16 protein-coding genes are annotated in these 16,003 nt (G+C 71.4%); 11 read left to right on the top strand and 5 right to left on the bottom strand.

Going from position 1 to position 16,003, the window contains the following annotated elements; genetic code table 11:
* The first annotated feature begins 62 nt into the window (after positions 1-62).
* From V6U81_RS13575 to V6U81_RS13565, 3 genes are all read left to right on the top strand, one after another.
* Complete coding sequence (locus V6U81_RS13575; protein WP_334488879.1) at positions 63-1,460, top strand: DUF4331 domain-containing protein; 1,398 nt, start codon at positions 63-65, stop codon at positions 1,458-1,460.
* Positions 1,461-1,475: 15 nt separating this feature from the next.
* Positions 1,476-1,826 carry a phospholipase gene (locus V6U81_RS13570; protein ID WP_334488877.1) on the top strand — a complete coding sequence of 117 codons (351 nt, stop codon included), beginning with the start codon at positions 1,476-1,478 and terminating at the stop codon, positions 1,824-1,826.
* Positions 1,827-2,299: 473 nt separating this feature from the next.
* Complete coding sequence (locus V6U81_RS13565) at positions 2,300-2,557, top strand: WhiB family transcriptional regulator (protein ID WP_088980572.1); 258 nt, start codon at positions 2,300-2,302, stop codon at positions 2,555-2,557.
* A gap of 85 nt (positions 2,558-2,642) precedes the next feature.
* Here V6U81_RS13565 and V6U81_RS13560 read toward each other — a convergent pair whose 3' ends face one another.
* Positions 2,643-3,092 (bottom strand): metallopeptidase family protein, encoded by a 450-nt coding sequence (locus V6U81_RS13560; RefSeq protein WP_334488856.1) that lies wholly within the window; start codon positions 3,090-3,092, stop codon positions 2,643-2,645.
* A 153-nt stretch (positions 3,093-3,245) separates the two neighbouring features.
* On the opposite strand from V6U81_RS13560, the gene V6U81_RS13555 reads away from it, so the two are divergent.
* Positions 3,246-3,614, top strand: coding sequence for a DUF3499 domain-containing protein (locus tag V6U81_RS13555; RefSeq protein WP_334488853.1), 369 nt, complete (start codon positions 3,246-3,248; stop codon positions 3,612-3,614).
* Positions 3,615-3,748: 134 nt separating this feature from the next.
* Here V6U81_RS13555 and V6U81_RS13550 read toward each other — a convergent pair whose 3' ends face one another.
* From V6U81_RS13550 to V6U81_RS13535, 4 genes are all read right to left on the bottom strand, one after another.
* The gene (locus tag V6U81_RS13550; protein ID WP_334488850.1) at positions 3,749-5,128 is read right to left on the bottom strand and encodes an NAD(P)/FAD-dependent oxidoreductase; all 1,380 of its coding nucleotides are present in this window, start codon (positions 5,126-5,128) and stop codon (positions 3,749-3,751) included.
* A complete protein-coding gene (locus V6U81_RS13545) occupies positions 5,125-5,856 on the bottom strand; it encodes a pyridoxamine 5'-phosphate oxidase family protein (protein WP_334488847.1) in 732 nt (243 codons plus the stop codon). Before V6U81_RS13545 ends, V6U81_RS13550 begins: the two co-directional genes overlap by 4 nt.
* Entirely contained in the window at positions 5,841-7,187 is a 1,347-nt protein-coding gene (locus V6U81_RS13540; protein WP_334488845.1) for an aspartate aminotransferase family protein, read from the bottom strand. Before V6U81_RS13540 ends, V6U81_RS13545 begins: the two co-directional genes overlap by 16 nt.
* Before the next feature lie 159 nt (positions 7,188-7,346).
* Positions 7,347-7,859 (bottom strand): Lrp/AsnC family transcriptional regulator, encoded by a 513-nt coding sequence (locus V6U81_RS13535; RefSeq protein ID WP_334488843.1) that lies wholly within the window; start codon positions 7,857-7,859, stop codon positions 7,347-7,349.
* A gap of 207 nt (positions 7,860-8,066) precedes the next feature.
* Here V6U81_RS13535 and V6U81_RS13530 point away from each other — a divergent pair, with 207 nt between their 5' ends.
* Genes V6U81_RS13530 through speB form a run of 7 tightly spaced genes read left to right on the top strand, consistent with a single transcriptional unit; the run spans position 8,067 to position 15,785 of the window.
* Positions 8,067-9,251 (top strand): polyamine ABC transporter substrate-binding protein, encoded by a 1,185-nt coding sequence (locus V6U81_RS13530; protein ID WP_334488840.1) that lies wholly within the window; start codon positions 8,067-8,069, stop codon positions 9,249-9,251.
* Complete coding sequence (locus V6U81_RS13525) at positions 9,251-10,408, top strand: ABC transporter ATP-binding protein (protein ID WP_334489060.1); 1,158 nt, start codon at positions 9,251-9,253, stop codon at positions 10,406-10,408. The genes V6U81_RS13530 and V6U81_RS13525 overlap by 1 nt, the downstream gene beginning before the upstream one ends.
* Entirely contained in the window at positions 10,405-11,316 is a 912-nt protein-coding gene (locus V6U81_RS13520) for an ABC transporter permease (RefSeq protein ID WP_334488836.1), read from the top strand. Before V6U81_RS13525 ends, V6U81_RS13520 begins: the two co-directional genes overlap by 4 nt.
* Complete coding sequence (locus tag V6U81_RS13515; protein ID WP_334488834.1) at positions 11,313-12,155, top strand: ABC transporter permease; 843 nt, start codon at positions 11,313-11,315, stop codon at positions 12,153-12,155. The genes V6U81_RS13520 and V6U81_RS13515 overlap by 4 nt, the downstream gene beginning before the upstream one ends.
* Positions 12,152-13,573 carry an NAD(P)/FAD-dependent oxidoreductase gene (locus V6U81_RS13510; protein WP_334488832.1) on the top strand — a complete coding sequence of 474 codons (1,422 nt, stop codon included), beginning with the start codon at positions 12,152-12,154 and terminating at the stop codon, positions 13,571-13,573. Before V6U81_RS13515 ends, V6U81_RS13510 begins: the two co-directional genes overlap by 4 nt.
* Positions 13,573-14,775: a saccharopine dehydrogenase family protein gene (locus V6U81_RS13505; protein WP_334488829.1), complete on the top strand. Its 1,203-nt coding sequence runs from the start codon at positions 13,573-13,575 to the stop codon at positions 14,773-14,775. Before V6U81_RS13510 ends, V6U81_RS13505 begins: the two co-directional genes overlap by 1 nt.
* Positions 14,772-15,785: an agmatinase gene (gene speB / locus V6U81_RS13500; RefSeq protein WP_334488826.1), complete on the top strand. Its 1,014-nt coding sequence runs from the start codon at positions 14,772-14,774 to the stop codon at positions 15,783-15,785. The genes V6U81_RS13505 and speB overlap by 4 nt, the downstream gene beginning before the upstream one ends.
* Positions 15,786-16,003 lie beyond the last annotated feature (218 nt).

Raw genomic sequence — 16,003 nt, 5'->3', positions numbered from 1 at the left:
GCTCTCGGCGCCCGGTCGACCCTGCCCTGACTCCGTCCTGAACCCGCAAAGGTTGGTCCGCCATGTCGTCCCACCGCGAAGCACCGGAGATAAGCAAGGATCCGGTCGCCGACAGTTCCGACCTGTACGCCTTCGTCAGCCCCGACCGGCCCGACTCGGTGACGTTGATCGCCAACTACGTGCCGCTGCAACTCCCCTCCGGCGGCCCGAACTTCTTCGAGTTCGGCGACGACGTGCGGTACGAGATCCATATCGACAACGACGGAGACGGTCACCCCGACGTGACCTACCGTTTCGAATTCAGCACCGAGATCACCAATGCGAACAGTTTTCTTTACAACACCGGCCCGATCGAGTCGCTGGACAGCAAGAACTGGAATCGGCGCCAGTTCTACAAGCTGACCCGGGTGGCCGACGGCCGGGAGCACGTGCTCGCGCACAAGCTGCCCTGCCCGCCGTGCAACGTCGGCCCGCTCTCCACCCCGAAGTACGCGGAGCTGGCCCGGCAGGCGACGTACTCGCTCTCCACGGGGGAGCGGGTCTTCGCCGGGCAGCGGGCCGACGGCTTCTTCGTCGACCTCGGCGCCATCTTCGACCTGGGGACGCTGCGCCCGTTCCAGCAGCTGCACGTCGCCGGTAAGAAGATCTTCAAGACCGAGGGCGAGCCGGTCAACGCGCTGGACCGGATGAACGTGCACAGCATCGCCGTGCAGGTGCCGCTGAGCAAAGTGCGCCGCAGGGCCAACCGGTACGGCTACGCCGACCGTGCCTCGATCATCGGGGTGTGGACCACGGCCTCCCGCCAGCAGGTGCGGGTGCTCGGCGACAGGGTCGCGGCGGACACCGCGGCCGGCCCGTGGACCCAGGTGTCCCGGCTCGGCAACCCGCTGTTCAACGAGGTCATCGTGCCGATGTCCAAGAAGGACCTGTGGAACACGCTGCCCCCGTCGGAGGACAAGCGGTTCGCCCGGTTCGTCGAGCAGCCGGAGCTGGCCGCCCTGCTGCCAGCCCTCTACCCGGGTGTCTTCCCCAACCTGGACGCGCTCAACAAGTCGAAGAAGCCCCGGGCCGATCTGGCCGCGATCCTGCTCACCGGCATCCCGGCCGGCCTGATCGACGGCTTCACCAACAACACCGGCGCGGTGCAGGCCGACATGCTGCGGCTGAACACGGCGATCAAGGCGAACTCCAAGCCGGACCGGTTCGGAGTGCTCGGCGGCGACCTGGCCGGCTTCCCGAACGGCCGGCGGGTCGGCGACGATGTGGTGAGCATCGCGCTGCGGGCCATCGCCGGGGTCACCGTCCCGCTGGTGGACAAGGCGTTCAAGCCGGACGCAGCGGCCGGCGCGGTCACCCCCGGATTGAGCGCCGCCGACGTGACCGCGCCCTTCCTGGGCCACTTCCCCTTCCTCGGCACGCCGTACGACGGGTTCAACAATCCGCCGGCGGCGAAGTCCTGAGCGGACCGACGACAGATGCACGAGCACCCGCATGAGCACCGGTACGGGCCGACCGGCAGCGGCACGGTCATGCTGGACCTGGGCGGCGACACCGGCGCCCTGATCATCTACACCGGACGCGAGCAGCACGGTCGGGAGATCGAGATCAGCCCGGCCGACCGGACCGCCGGGCCGCGGACCCACGCCGCCGTCCGGGAGCGGATCGTCCGGGACGGGGTGTTCCACAGCGCCGTCTACCCGGATCTGGCCGCGGGCGTCTATACCGTCTGGTGGGACGCGAGCACGCCGGCCGGAGCGATCTCCGTCACCGGTGGCGAGGTCGCCGAGTTCGTCTGGCCGAGCAGCGCTCCCCCGGGGTCGGGCTGATCCCGTACCGGCCCCCGCGCCGTCGCGCCCCGTCCACATCGTGGACGGGGCGCTGTCGGCGTTTTCCGGCTCGACGGGCACGGTGACGGGAACCGGGTTAACCTGTGCCCCACCGAGATGCTGATCTTGGCCAGTCGGTCCACCGGAGCCTCCGCCGGCGCACCCGGCGGTGTCCACGATGGCGACGCCACGGCAGAAATCTCGGGCAACTCGCCGGAGAGGGCGTTACTCGTCCGGGGTCTGAATCGATAGGGCAGGTTGCGAGGCCGGGTGGTCCGAGTGGCGACCCGGAGGCGTGTCGGGAGGACGACTCCATTATCAAGTTCCGCTTGACGGCGCACGCATTACACGCGTGTAATTTGAATGGGGTTGTTCGCACGGAACGCAACAAAATTGGACCGGACGGACAAGCACGCCTTTCGCGTGGGGGGTTGCAGCGGCGGTGACGTCGGTGCGCGACAAGGAGGCATCTGATGGACGGCCAGCTCGAGGTGGCCGACCTGCTCGGGAACGCACCGGAGTGGCAGGAGCGGGCGCTCTGCTCGCAGACCGACCCGGAAGCGTTCTTTCCCGAGAAGGGCGGATCGACCCGCGAGGCGAAGCGGATCTGCTCGCGGTGCGAGGTCAAGACGGAATGCCTGGAATACGCTCTCGGCCACGACGAGCGCTTCGGGATCTGGGGTGGGCTCTCCGAGCGGGAGCGGCGCAAGCTCAAGCGGCGGGTCGCCTGAGCGAGGTGCGACGGGCCGGGGCGGTGGGGGCCGCCCGGCTCGCGCCCGGATCGTCGTCGCGGGGGCGACGGCGGTCGGGCAGCGGTCAGGCGAGTTCGTCGGGGTCGACCCCGAGCAGGTTCGCCACCTGCTCGATGATCACGTCGTGCACCAGGTCGGCGAGGTCCTCACGGTCCATCGCGCGGAACTCCAGCGGCCGGCGGTAGAGCACGATCCGGGGCGGCACCTCCTGCCGACCAGGGCGGCCCGGCAGCAGTCGGGCCAGCGGCACCTCGCCGTCCTCCAGCACGTCCGAGTCGTAGACGTTGAGGTCCGGCGGGACGTCCTCGACGGCGAACTCGACGCCGGCCAGCTCCTTGGCGAAACGCCGCTCCAGCGTCTCGACCGTGTCCAGCACCAGGTCGTCGAAGACCTCGGCCTTGGTCCGGGCCAGCGGGACGGTTGCCGGCACCAGCCGCCCACGCAGGCCGCGGCCGTGCCGGTCGCGGTGGTTGCGCCGGCCGGAGCCGGGGCGGCGGTGTTCCGGGCTCGTCATGACGCTCAGGGTAGCTCCACCGCCGGCCCGGCCAGCGGCAGCGCCCGATCAGTGGGCGCGGCGGGGCGGCAGCCGCGAATTGTGATCACTGCGACGGGCGTGTCGCAACGCGAACCGGTGCGCCGGACCCGGTAATGGGGATACCCTGCCGCCGTGAGGTCACCACGGCGCTGCTCCCGTAACGGCTGCCCCCGGCAAGCGGTCGCCACATTGACCTATGTCTACAACGAGTCGACAGCGGTGGTGGGGCCCCTCGCGGCGTTCGCCGAGCCGCACACGTACGACCTCTGTGAGCCGCACGCGCGCAGCCTGACCGCGCCGCGCGGCTGGGACGTGGTCCGGCACGAGGGCGAGTTCGAGCCCCCGCCGCCCACCACCGACGACCTGGTCGCCCTCGCGGAGGCGGTCCGTGAGGCCGCCCGCCCGGTCGCCCCCCGTCCCCCCGAGAACGACCAGCCCACCCAACAGCACCCCGGCACCGCCCGCCGAGGCCACCTCCGCGTAATCCCCCCCAACCACTAACCCCCCCACACCGCACCCCCGCACCCCCCGTGTTGATCAAGAAGTTTGCGCACTAATCCGGTACCTCGGAGTGCCCAAACTCCTTGATCAACGAGCCGAGGGCTCGGGGCGGGTGGGGATGTGCGGGGGTGGGGTCAGTGGCCGAGGAGGCGGGAGAAGGCGGCGGCGCGGCGGGACGGGCGGCCGGAGCGTAGCTCCGCCCGGTCGGCCGAGAACATGATCCGCAGGCCGGCGTTGACGGCCAGCCAGCGCAGCGGCTCCGGCTCCCAGCGGGGGGAGCGGTGGTTGACCCAGGGCAGGGCGGTCAGGTCGCTCTCGACGCCCCGGATCAGGTCGGCGAGGGTACGGCCGGCGAGGTTGCTGGTGCCCACCCCGTCGCCGACGTAGCCGCCCGCCCAGCCGAGCCCGGTGGCGCGGTCCAGCCCCACCGAGGCGGACCAGTCCCGGGCCACCCCCAGCGGGCCGCCCCAGGTGTGGCTGATCGGCACCTCCGGACCGAGCACCGGGAAGAGCTCGCCGAGCACCCGGCGCAGCGCGGCGAAGACCCGCGGCTCCCGGTCGTACGCGGGGGAGACCCGGGAACCGAAGTGGTACGGGGCGCCCCGCCCGCCGAAGGCGAGCCGGCCGTCGGCGGTGCGCTGGCCGTAGATGATGACGTGCCGGTGGTCGGAGAACGTCTCCCGCTCGGCCAGCCCGATCCGCGCCCAGGTCCGCTCGGGCAGCGGCTCGGTCGCCACCATCAGCGAGTAGACCGGGGCGACGGTGCGCCGCTGCCCGGGCAGCCCCGGCGTCCAGCCCTCGGTGGCCCGTACCACCACCGGCGCCCGGACCGTGCCGTGCGGGGTGACCGCCGCGCCGGCCCGGATCGCGGTGACCGGGGTGCGTTCGTGCAGGCGTACCCCTCGGCGCTCCACCGCCTCCGCCAGCCCGCGGACGAGCTTCGCCGGGTGCACCACCGCGCAGTGCGGGGTGTACGTCCCGCCGACCACCCCGTCGGCGGCGCACCGGGCGGACGCCTCGGCGGCGTCCAGGAGCACCAGGTCCGCCGGGTCGAGGCCGTGCTCGCGGGCGGTGGCCACCTCGGCCCGGGCGCGGCCGAGCTGGACCGCCGAACGGGCCAGCACCACCGTCCCGCCCTGGTGCCAGTCGCAGTCGATGCCCTCGGCGGCCACCACCCGGCCGACCTCGCGCACGGTCTCCTGCATGGCCCGTTGCATCGCCAGCGCCCGGTCCCGGCCGTGCCGGCGGGCCAGCGCGGGCAGCGAGGTGGGGAAGAGCGCCGAGCACCAGCCGCCGTTGCGGCCGGAGGCGCCGTAGCCGGCGACCTCGGCCTCCAGCACGGTGATCCGCAGCGACGGGTCGGCGGTCGCCAGGTGGTACGCGGTCCAGAGCCCGGTGTAGCCGGCGCCCACGATCACCACGTCGGCGTCGCTGTCGCCGGGCAGCGCCGGGCGGGGGGTCAGCGGCCCGTCGACGGTGGACATCCAGTACGACAGGTCCTGGTAGCGGGTCACCACTGCGGTGGGGGCAGGTCGTGGCGCAGCCCTGCGTCGGGCTGCGGTGTGCCGAGCGACTCGACCACCGGCACCACCCCGGCCCAGACCGCTCGGTCGAGGTCGTCCTCGGGGTCGTCGGGTGGGCCGGCGCTGACCTTGACCGAGCACTCGTCCAGTGGCAGGGCGAGCACCAGCGTGGCGGCGAGTTCCTTCGCCGACGGCGGGCGGATCACCGCCCACCGCCCGGGCAGCAGGTGCTCGGAGAGCCGTTCCAGGGCGGCCAGCCCGGCCTCCCCGTCGAGCGCGGTCAGCTCGCCGAGCACCATGGCGCAGCGGTAGTTCATCGAGGACGCAAAGGCGCTGCGGGCCAGTACCAGCCCGTCGACCAGGGTCACGGTCAGGCAGGCGCGCGCACCGGCGGCGAGGTGCCGGAAGAGCCGGCTGCCGGTGGAGCCGTGCACCAGCACCCGCTCGCCGTCCCGGGCGTACGCCACCGGCAGGGCGTACGGCTGGTCGCCGTCGGCCATGGCGAGGTGGCCGACCCGGCCGGCGTCGAGGACGGCGTGCAGGGCGGCCCGGTCGTGGACGGCGAGCTCGGGCAGTCGGCGTACCCGGGTCCGGGCGGTGCCGCCGACGGCCGGGGGCGCGGAGTCGGCGGCGGCCGGCCCGACGGGACGGGGCCGGTTCCCGCCGTCGCGAGTCCCGGCCCCGTCCCGTCCTGGTCCGTCGGTCACAGGCGTGCCCATGCCTCGGTCAGCACCGCGCGCAGGATCTGCTCGATCTCGTCGAACTGGGCCTGCTCGGCGATCAGCGGCGGGGCGAGCTGGACCACCGGGTCGCCCCGGTCGTCGGCGCGGCAGTAGAGGCCGGCCTGGAACAGCGCGCTGGAGAGGAAGCCGCGCAGCAGCCGCTCGGACTCGGCGTCGTCGAAGGTGGCCTTGGTGTTCTTGTCCTTGACCAGTTCGATGCCGTAGAAGTAGCCGTCGCCCCGGACGTCGCCGACGATCGGCAGGTCGTGGAGCTTCTCGAGGGTGGCCCGGAAGGCGTCCTCGTTGGCCCGGACGTGCCCGACCAGGTCCTCGCGGGCGAAGACCTCCAGGTTGGCCAGGGCCACCGCGCAGGAGACCGGGTGGCCGCCGAAGGTCACCCCGTGGGCGAACATGCCGGTCTCGGTGAGGAACGGCTCCATCAGCCGCTCGCTGGCGATCATGGCGCCGAGCGGGGCGTACCCGGAGGTGATGCCCTTGGCGGTGGTGATGATGTCCGGCTGGTAGCCGTAGCGAACGGCACCGAAGTACTCGCCGAGCCGGCCCCAGGAGCAGATCACCTCGTCCGAGACGAGCAGCACGTCGTACGCGTCGCAGATCTCGCGGACCCGCTCGAAGTAGCCGGGCGGCGGCGGGAAGCAGCCGCCGGAGTTCTGCACCGGCTCCAGGAAGACCGCGGCGACGGTGTCCGGCCCCTCCCGCTCGATGGCCCGGCCGATCTCCTCGGCGGCCCAGCGGCCGAACGCCTCGGGGGAGTCGCCGTGCTCGGGCGCCCGGTAGAAGTTGGTGTTCGGCACCTTGATGGCGCCGGGCACCAGCGGCTCGAAGTCGCTCTTGATGCCGGGCAGGCCGGTGATCGACAGCGCCCCCATCGAGGTGCCGTGGTACGCGATGTAGCGGCTGATCACCTTGTACTTGTTGGGCTGGCCGGTGCGCTTGAAGTAGGCCCGGGCCAGCTTCCAGGCGGCCTCGACGGCCTCGGAGCCGCCGGTGGTGAAGAAGACCCGGTTCAGGTCGCCGGGGGTCAGCGAGGCGATCTTCTCGGCCAGCTCGACGGCCTTCGGGTGGGCGTACGACCACAGTGGGAAGTAGGCGAGCTCGGCGGCCTGCTTGGCGGCCGCCTCGGCCAGTTCGGTGCGGCCGTGGCCGGCGTTGACGACGAAGAGCCCGGCGAGTCCGTCCAGGTAGCGGCGGCCCTTGGAGTCCCAGACGTACGCGCCCTCGCCGCGCACGATGGTCGGCACCTCTCCGTCGGCGTAGCTGGCCATTCGGGTGAAGTGCATCCAGAGGTGGTCGGTGGCGTTGGCCATGTCAGCCCCATCGGGTCTCGGGCCGGTCAGGGGGACACCGGCCGCTCTGCCCACGGTTATCGCACAGCCGCACGGGGAAACGCAAGTGTTAACGACAGTCAACAGGGGTTGCAACAACGGAATCAGCGTAGTTGGGATGTCCCAGCTACGGAATTCGTATCAGGCCGTACCCCAGGTGTAGGTCTGCTTGCGCAGCTTGAGGTAGACGAACGCCTCGGTGGCGAGCACGCCCTCGACGGCGCGCAGCTTCTGCAGGATCTCCAGCAGGTGGGCGTCGTTGCGGCAGACCACCTCGGCGAGCAGGTCGAACGAGCCGGCGGTGATGACCACGTAGTCGATCTCCTCGAACCCGGCCAGCCGGTCGGCGACCGCCTCCAGGTCCCCGTCGGTGCGCAGGCCGATCATGGCCTGCCGGGGGAAGCCGAGCTGGAGCGGGTCGGTCACCGCCACGATCTGCATCACCCCGGCGTCGAGCAGCCGCTGCACCCGCTGCCGCACGGCGGCCTCGGAGAGCCCGACCGCCTTGCCGATGGTCGCGTACGGCCGGCGGCCGTCCTCCTGGAGCTGCTCGATGATCTGCTTCGCCACGTCGTCCAACAGTGCGTGACTCGCACCATCGCGCACGGTGACCCGCCGCGCGCCGTTGCCGCTCTCCAGTTGCCGGTTCGTCATCGACCGCTCCCCATGTCCGATCACTCGCTGAGCCTAGCGCCACCGCGCAGTCTGGCGTAATTCGTCGTCCATTGCTATTCCCGCAACGGAATCCCTTGTAAGGGAGGTCACCTCATGTCAGGATCAGTCGTCCCTGACACCCGACCCCTCCCGCCGGCGCGTCACCCCCGTCCCCGCTGCCGACGGACGACCCCCTAGGAGTCGTCAATGCGTACTCCCTTCCGGCCCCTCTCCCGGCGTGGACTGCTCACCGGCACCCTCGGTTCGGCCGCCCTGCTCGCCGCGGGCGGCGCGCTCGCCGGCTGCGGCACCAAGGCCGCTACCCAGACCGAGGCGGGCTGCAAGAGCGAAGACCTCTCGGGCACCGAGAAGAAGCTCGCGTTCTCCAACTGGCCGCAGTACATCGACGTCGACGAGAAGGACGAGTCGAAGCGCCCCAGCCTCGACGCGTTCGTCAAGAAGTCCGGCATCCAGGTCACGTACACCGAGGACATCAACGACAACAACGAGTTCTTCGGCAAGGTCCAGAACCAGCTCGCGGCCTGTCAGAGCACGGACCGCGACATCATCGTCCTCACCGACTGGATGGCCGCCCGGATGATCCGGCTCGGCTGGATCCAGAAGCTCGACCCGGCGAAGATCCCGAACGTGGCGGCGAACCTGCTGCCGTCGCTGCTCAACCGCTCCTTCGACCCGGACAACCAGCTCTCCATCCCGTGGCAGTCGGGCCTCGCCGGCCTGGCCTTCAACGGCAAGGTCACCAAGGAGATCCGGACGGTCGACGAGCTGCTCACCCGCCCCGACCTCAAGGGCCGGGTCACCGCGCTGACGGAGATGCGGGACACCATGGGCCTGCTGCTCCAGTCCAACGGGCACGACCCGGCGAACTTCACCACCGCGCAGTTCGACGACGCGCTCGCCAAGCTCAAGAAGGCCGTCGACTCCGGACAGATCCGCAAGTTCACCGGCAACGAGTACTCCACCGAGCTCAACAAGGGCGACATCGCGGCCTGCATCGCCTGGTCCGGTGACGTCCTCCAGCTGACCGCCGAGGACGAGAAGATCCAGTTCGTCGCACCGGACTCGGGCGTGATGCTCTTCAGCGACAACCTGATGGTGCCGAACAAGGCCACCCACAAGGGCAACGCCGAAGAGCTGATCAACTACTACTACGAGCCGGCGGTCGCCGCCCAGCTCGCGGCGTACGTCAACTACATCTGCCCCGTGAAGGGCGCGCAGGCCGAGATGGAGAAGATCGACCCGGAGCTGGCGGCCAACCCGCTGATCTTCCCGGACGACGCGCTGCTGAAGAAGTCCAAGGTCTTCATGGCCCTGGACGAGAAGCAGGAGAAGGAGTACGAGACGAAGTACCAGAAGGTCATCGGGGCGTGATGGCGATGGGACACGAGTCACCGGCCGGCGACCTGCGGCTGGCCAACCTCACCAAGCGGTTCGGCATCTTCACCGCGGTCGACGACCTGAGCCTGACCATCCCGCAGGGTTCCTTCTTCGCCCTGCTCGGCGCGTCCGGCTGTGGCAAGACGACCACCCTGCGGATGATCGCCGGACTGGAGGAACCGACCAGCGGGCAGGTGCTCCTGGGCGACCGGGACATCGCCCGGCTGCGGCCGTACAAGCGGCCGGTGAACACCGTGTTCCAGAGCTATGCGCTCTTCCCGCACCTGGACATCAACGAGAACGTGGCCTTCGGGCTGCGCCGGCGCGGCATCCGCAAGGTGGACGACCAGGTCCGCCGGATGCTGTCGCTGGTGCAGCTCGACGGCTACGGCCCGCGCCGCCCGGCCCAGCTCTCCGGCGGTCAGCAGCAGCGGGTCGCGCTGGCCCGCGCCCTGATCAACCACCCGCAGGTGCTGCTCCTCGACGAGCCGCTCGGCGCGCTCGACCTGAAGCTGCGCCGGCAGATGCAGATCGAGCTGAAGCGGATCCAGACCGAGGTCGGGATCACCTTCGTGCACGTCACCCACGACCAGGAGGAGGCCATGACCATGGCCGACACCGTCGCCGTGATGAACGCCGGGAAGATCGAGCAGCTCGGCGCCCCGGCCGACCTCTACGAGTTCCCGGCGACCGCGTTCGTGGCGAACTTCCTCGGCCAGTCCAACCTGCTGGCCGCCGAGGCCGCGGGCAGCGCCGGCACCGACGTGCCGGTCACCGCCCACGGCGCCCGCTTCTCGGTGCCCGCCGACCGCGCCCGGTCCGACCGGGGCCCGGTCTACCTGGGGGTACGCCCGGAGAAGCTGCACCTGGTCGACTCCGTCGCCCAGGTTCCCAGTGGCCACCAGCACGTCGAAGGGATCGTCACCGACGCCTCCTACGTGGGGGTGAGCACGCAGTACCTGATCCGCACCGGCTGGGGGAGCGAGCTCTCCGCGTTCGCGGCGAACAGCGGCGCGGGCCGGCAGTTCCCGGTGGGCGCGTCGGTGGTGGCGTACTGGGACCCGCGGCACGCCTTCCTGCTCTCCCGCGAGCCCGGCCAGGACGACCGCACCACCCCGCTGCTGGACGAGCCGGTGGGTGCGTCCTCGTGACCGCCCTCGCCCACGTACCCACCCAGGGGCAGGCGGCTGCGGCACCGCCGCCGCCCCGGCGGGGGCGGCACCGGCTGCTGCCGTACCTGCTGCTGCTGCCCGGCGCGGCCTGGCTGTTCATCTTCTTCGTCCTGCCGCTGCTTCAGCTCGCCGCGGCCAGCCTCTACGACCCGTCCGGCTCGCTCTCCACCGGTTACGCGCTCACCTGGGCGTTCGGCAACTACCCGGAGGCCCTCCAGGCGTACTGGCCGCAGTTCGCCCGGTCCTTCGTCTACTCGGCGATCGCGCTGGTGCTGGCCCTGCTGATGGGCTACCCGCTGGCGTACGCGATCGCGCAGAAGGCGGGTCGGTGGAAGAACCTGCTGCTGGTCTGCGTGGTCGCGCCGATGTTCACCAGCTTCCTGGTCCGCACCCTGGCCTGGAAGACCATCCTGTCGGACAACGGCTGGTTCGTCGGGCTGCTGCGCGACGTCCACCTGCTCGCCCCCGACGGCCGGCTGCTCGCCACGCCGTTCGCGGTGGTGCTCGGCCTGACGTACAACTTCCTGCCCTTCCTGGTGCTGCCGCTGTACGCGAGCCTGGAGCGGCTGGACTACCGGCTGCTGGAAGCGGCCAGCGACCTCTACGCCAGCCCGGTGCAGGCGTTCCGACGGGTCACCCTGCCGCTGTCGATGCCCGGCCTGATCGCCGGCACGCTGCTCTTCTTCATCCCGGCCACCGGTGACTACATCAACGCCGAGCTGCTCGGCACCCCGAACCAGTACATGATCGGCAACGTCATCGACTCGGCGTTCCTGGTCCGGCTGGACTACCCGCAGGGCGCCGCGCTGTCGTTCCTGCTGATGGCGGCGATCCTCGCGATCGTCTTCGTCTACCTGCGCCGGGCCGGCACGGAGGAGGTGCTGTGAAACTGTCCCGTTGGCTGGCCGACCGCTGGGTGATGGGTGTGGCCCTGCTGGTGCTCGGCTACCTCTCCCTGCCGATCCTGGTGGTGGCCGCGCTCTCCTTCAACCGCCCGTCGAGCCGGCTGTCGTACGACTTCCACGAGTTCACCCTGGACAACTGGACCCACCCGTGCGCCACCTCCGACATGTGCGACGCGGTGGTCCGCAGCGTGCAGATCGGCTTCATCGCCACGGTGGTGGCCACCGTGCTCGGCACGCTGATGGCGTTCGCGCTGGTCCGGCACCGGTTCCGCGGTCGGACCGGGCTGAACGTGCTGATCTTCCTGCCGATGGCCAGCCCGGAGCTGGTGATGGGCACCTCGCTGCTCGCCCTCTTCGTCTCCGCGGGCGTGCCGCAGGGCTTCTGGACCATCGTCATCGCGCACGTGATGTTCTGCGTGTCGTTCGTGGTGGTCACCGTGAAGGCGCGGCTGGCCGGGATGGACCGGCGGCTGGAGGAGGCCGCGATGGACCTCTACGCCAGCGAGTGGCAGACCTTCCGGCGGATCACCCTGCCCCTGGTGCTGCCCGGCATCGTGGCCGCCGCCCTGCTCGCCTTCTCGCTCAGCTTCGACGACTTCATCATCACGAACTTCAACGCCGGCACCACCGTCACCTTCCCGATGTACGTCTGGGGCGCCGCCCAGCGCGGCATCCCGCCGCAGGTCAACGTCATCGGCACGGCGATGTTCGTGATCGCCCTGCTGCTCGTGGGCGCCAGCTCGCTGCGCGGCCGGCGGTCCCGGCGCGCCGAGGTCGCGGTCCCCGCTCCGGCGGGCGGACGGGCGAACGGCCCGTCATGACACTCCCGCATACCGGCCGGGCGCTCGCCGACGCGGCGCCCGTCCCCTACTGGCTGGACCGCCCGGAACGCCCCGACCCGCTGCCGCCGCTGACCGGTACGACCGACACCGACCTGCTGGTGATCGGCGGCGGCTACAGCGGCCTCTGGGCGGCGCTGCTCGCCAAGCGGGACGCCCCGGACCGGGACGTGCTGCTGGTCGAGGCCGGCACCTGCGGCTGGGCGGCGTCCGGGCGAAACGGCGGGTTCTGCGCCGCCTCGCTGACCCACGGGCTGGCCAACGGCGTGGACCGCTTCCCCGGCGAGATCGACGTGCTGGAGTGGCTGGGCCGGCAGAACCTGGACGCCATCGCCGCCACCGTCGACGCGTACGGCATCGACTGCGACTTCGAGCGCACCGGTGAGCTGGCGGTGGCGGTGGCGCCTTACCAGCTCGCCGGGCTGGCCGAGGACGAGGCGCTGGCCCGCCGGTACGGCCACGACGTCCGGCTGCTCGACGCCGACGAGGTGCGCGCCGAGGTGCACTCGCCGACGTACCTCGGTGGGCTGTGGGACGCCGACCGGGTGGCCATGCTCGACCCGGCGAAGCTGGCCTGGGGCCTGCGCCGGGCCTGCCTCGCCGAGGGGGTGCGGATCCACGAGCACACCCGGGTCACCGGGCTGCGCCGCGACGGCGCCGCGCTGGCCGCGCGCACGGCCGGCGGCCCGGACGTCGCCCCGGGGGCCGTCCGGGCCCAGCAGGTGGTGCTCGCCACGAACGCGTTCCCGCCGCTGCTGCGCCGGCTGCGCAACTGGGTCGTGCCGGTCTACGACTACGCCCTGATGACCGAGCCGCTGACTCCCGAGCAGCGGGACGCGATCGGCTGGCGGAACCGGCAGGGCCTCGCGGACACCGGCAACCAGTTCCACTACTACCGGATCACCGGGGACGGGCGGATCCTCTTCGGTGGCTACGACGCGGTCTACCACTACGGCAACCGGGTCGCGCCGGAGCTGGCACAGCGGCCGGCCACCTTCGCCGCCCTCGCCGACCACTTCTTCACCACGTTCCCGCAGCTCGACGGGCTCCGCTTCAGCCACAACTGGGGCGGGGTCATCGACACCTGCACCCGGTTCTGCCCGTTCTTCGGCACCGCCTACGACGGCCGGCTGGCGTACGCGGCCGGCTACACCGGCCTCGGCGTCGGGGCGACCCGGTTCGGGGCCCGGGTGATGCTCGACCTGCTGGGCGGCCAGGAGACCCCGCTGACCCGACTCGACCTGGTCCGCAGCACCCCGCTGCCGTTCCCGCCGGAGCCCGTCCGGGCCGCCGGCATCAACCTCACCCGCTGGTCGCTGGCCCGCGCCGACGCGCGCGAGGGCCGGCGTGACCTCTGGCTCCGTACTCTCGATCGTCTTGGTTTGGGGTTTGATTCCTGATGCGCATCCTCCTCGTCGGCGCCGGTGGCGTCGGCTCCGCCGCCGTAGCCATCGCTGCCCGCCGCGACTTCTTCCAGACCATGGTCGTCGCCGACTACGACCTGGGCCGCGCCGAGCGCGCGGTCGACGGTCAGGGCGACCGGTTCGTTGCCGCGAAGGTCGACGCCTCCTCGGCCGACGCGGTCGCCGCGCTCTGCCGGGAGCACCGGATCACCCACGTGCTCAACGCCGTCGACCCGCGCTTCGTCATGCCGATCTTCGACGGCGCGTTCGCCGCGGGGGCCGACTACCTCGACATGGCGATGTCGCTGTCCCACCCGCACCCCGCCCGGCCCTACGCGGAGACCGGCGTCAAGCTCGGCGACGAGCAGTTCGCCGTGGCCGACCGGTGGGAGGCCGCCGGCCGACTCGCGCTCTGCGGCATCGGTATCGAGCCGGGCCTGTCGGACGTCTTCGCCCGCTACGCCGCCGACGAACTGTTCAGCGAGATCGACGAGATCGGAGTCCGCGACGGCGCGAACCTCACCGTCGACGGGTACGACTTCGCGCCGTCGTTCTCCATCTGGACCACCATCGAGGAGTGCCTGAACCCGCCGGTGATCTGGGAGAAGGATCGGGGCTGGTACACCACCGAGCCGTTCAGCGAGCCGGAGGTCTTCGACTTCCCCGAGGGCATCGGCCCGGTCGAGTGTGTCAACGTGGAGCACGAGGAGGTGCTGCTCATCCCGCGCTGGGTGCAGGCGAAGCGGGTCACCTTCAAGTACGGCCTCGGCGACGAGTTCATCGAGGTGCTGAAGTCGCTGCACAAGGTCGGCCTGGACTCGACGAAGCCGGTGACGGTCAGGGGCGTCCAGGTGTCGCCGCGCGACGTGGTCGCGGCCAGCCTGCCCGACCCGGCCACCCTCGGCGACCGGATGCGCGGCAAGACCTGCGCCGGCACGTACGTCACCGGCACCGGCGTCGACGGCCAACCCCGTCGCGTGTACCTCTACCACGTGGTCGACAACGAGTGGTCCATGCGGGAGTACGGCCACCAGGCGGTGGTCTGGCAGACCGCGGTCAACCCGGTGGTGGCGCTGGAACTGCTCGCCACCGGCGCCTGGTCCGGCGCGGGTGTGCTCGGCCCGGAGGCGCTGCCCCCGCGCCCCTTCCTCGACCTGCTCACCGGCTACGGCTCGCCCTGGGGCATGGAGGAGCGGTGACCCGCTACGGCCCGATGTACGGCCCCGACGTCACCTTCCTCGGCGTCGACCGCTGCACCCTCGACGAACCCGACACGTACGCCGACGCCGACGTGGTGATCGTCGGCGCGCCCTTCGACGGCGGCACGTCACACCGACCCGGTACCCGGTTCGGCCCGTCCGCCATCCGGCAGGCCTGCTACCTGCCGCACGACGGCTCCCGACCGTCGCTGGCACTGCGCGTCGACGCCCTGCGCGACCTGCGCGTCTACGACGCCGGCGACGTGGAGATGTTCTCCGGCGACATCGAGCGCTCGCTGGCCGCCCTGGAAACCGCTGTGTTCGCCGTCGCGTCCGCCGGTGCGATCCCGGTCGTGCTCGGCGGTGACCACTCCATCGCGCTGCCCGACGCCACCGGGGTGGCCCGCCAGCACGGCCTCGGCCGGGTGTCGCTGGTGCACTTCGACGCGCACGCCGACACCGGCCACGTCGAGTTCGGCTCGCTGCACGGGCACGGCCAGCCGATGCGCCGGCTGATCGAATCCGGCGCGGTGCGCGGCGACCGGTTCCTCCAGATCGGCCTGCGCGGTTACTGGCCCGACCCGCCGACCCTGGCCTGGATGGCCGAGCAGCGGATGCGCTCGTACGAGATGACCGAGCTGGTCGCCCGGGGACTCGATCCGTGCCTCTCGGAGGCCTTCACCATCGCGACCGACGAGTGCGAGGGCGTCTTCCTCTCCGTCGACGTGGACGTGGTCGACCCCGGTATGGCGCCCGGCACCGGCACCCCCGAGCCGGGCGGCCTGACCTCCCGGCAGCTGCTCGACGCGGTCCGCCGGGTCTGCTACGAACTCCCCGTCGTCGGCGTGGACGTGGTCGAGGTCGCCCCGCCGTACGACCACGCCGACATCACCGCGTACCTCGGCAACCGGGTGGTGCTGGAGGCACTCTCGGCAATCGCCCGACGACGCCGAGACGCCGCCGGCGGTCCCCCATGGAACCCAAGCCAGCCCCTCCTCGACGCCCGCTAACCCCCCCCGCCCCCCGCCCCCGCCCCCGCCCCCCGCCCCCTCCCCCCGCGCGATCTTGCACTTGCGGCCGGGATTTCCCCGACAAAGGCGACATTCTGCGGGCCCGAAGTGCAAGATCGGCGGCAGGAGGTCGTGGGGAGCGCGGGGCGGGGGTTTTCCACAGGGGGGTGGGTTGTCCACAGGGGAAGGGGTGTGGGGGGCGGCGGGGTGGGTTGGTC

The organism is Micromonospora lacuserhaii, assembly GCF_036902735.1.
Taxonomy (GTDB): Bacteria; Actinomycetota; Actinomycetes; order Mycobacteriales; family Micromonosporaceae; genus Micromonospora.
Note: the sequence above shows the minus strand (reverse complement) of the source record. Positions and strands in the feature narration are given on the sequence as shown.

Excerpts from the sequence above, each read along its gene's own strand:
- V6U81_RS13565 (WP_088980572.1), top strand. The coding sequence starts at position 2,300 with ATGGACGGCCAGCTCGAGGTGGCCGACCTGCTCGGGAACGCACCGGAG.
- V6U81_RS13525 (WP_334489060.1), top strand. The coding sequence starts at position 9,251 with ATGGCGATGGGACACGAGTCACCGGCCGGCGACCTGCGGCTGGCCAAC.
- V6U81_RS13570 (WP_334488877.1), top strand. The coding sequence starts at position 1,476 with ATGCACGAGCACCCGCATGAGCACCGGTACGGGCCGACCGGCAGCGGC.
- V6U81_RS13505 (WP_334488829.1), top strand. The coding sequence starts at position 13,573 with ATGCGCATCCTCCTCGTCGGCGCCGGTGGCGTCGGCTCCGCCGCCGTA.
- V6U81_RS13510 (WP_334488832.1), top strand. The coding sequence starts at position 12,152 with ATGACACTCCCGCATACCGGCCGGGCGCTCGCCGACGCGGCGCCCGTC.
- V6U81_RS13560 (WP_334488856.1), bottom strand. The coding sequence starts at position 3,092 with ATGACGAGCCCGGAACACCGCCGCCCCGGCTCCGGCCGGCGCAACCAC.
- V6U81_RS13545 (WP_334488847.1), bottom strand. The coding sequence starts at position 5,856 with ATGGGCACGCCTGTGACCGACGGACCAGGACGGGACGGGGCCGGGACT.
- V6U81_RS13530 (WP_334488840.1), top strand. The coding sequence starts at position 8,067 with ATGCGTACTCCCTTCCGGCCCCTCTCCCGGCGTGGACTGCTCACCGGC.
- V6U81_RS13575 (WP_334488879.1), top strand. The coding sequence starts at position 63 with ATGTCGTCCCACCGCGAAGCACCGGAGATAAGCAAGGATCCGGTCGCC.
- V6U81_RS13535 (WP_334488843.1), bottom strand. The coding sequence starts at position 7,859 with ATGACGAACCGGCAACTGGAGAGCGGCAACGGCGCGCGGCGGGTCACC.
- V6U81_RS13540 (WP_334488845.1), bottom strand. The coding sequence starts at position 7,187 with ATGGCCAACGCCACCGACCACCTCTGGATGCACTTCACCCGAATGGCC.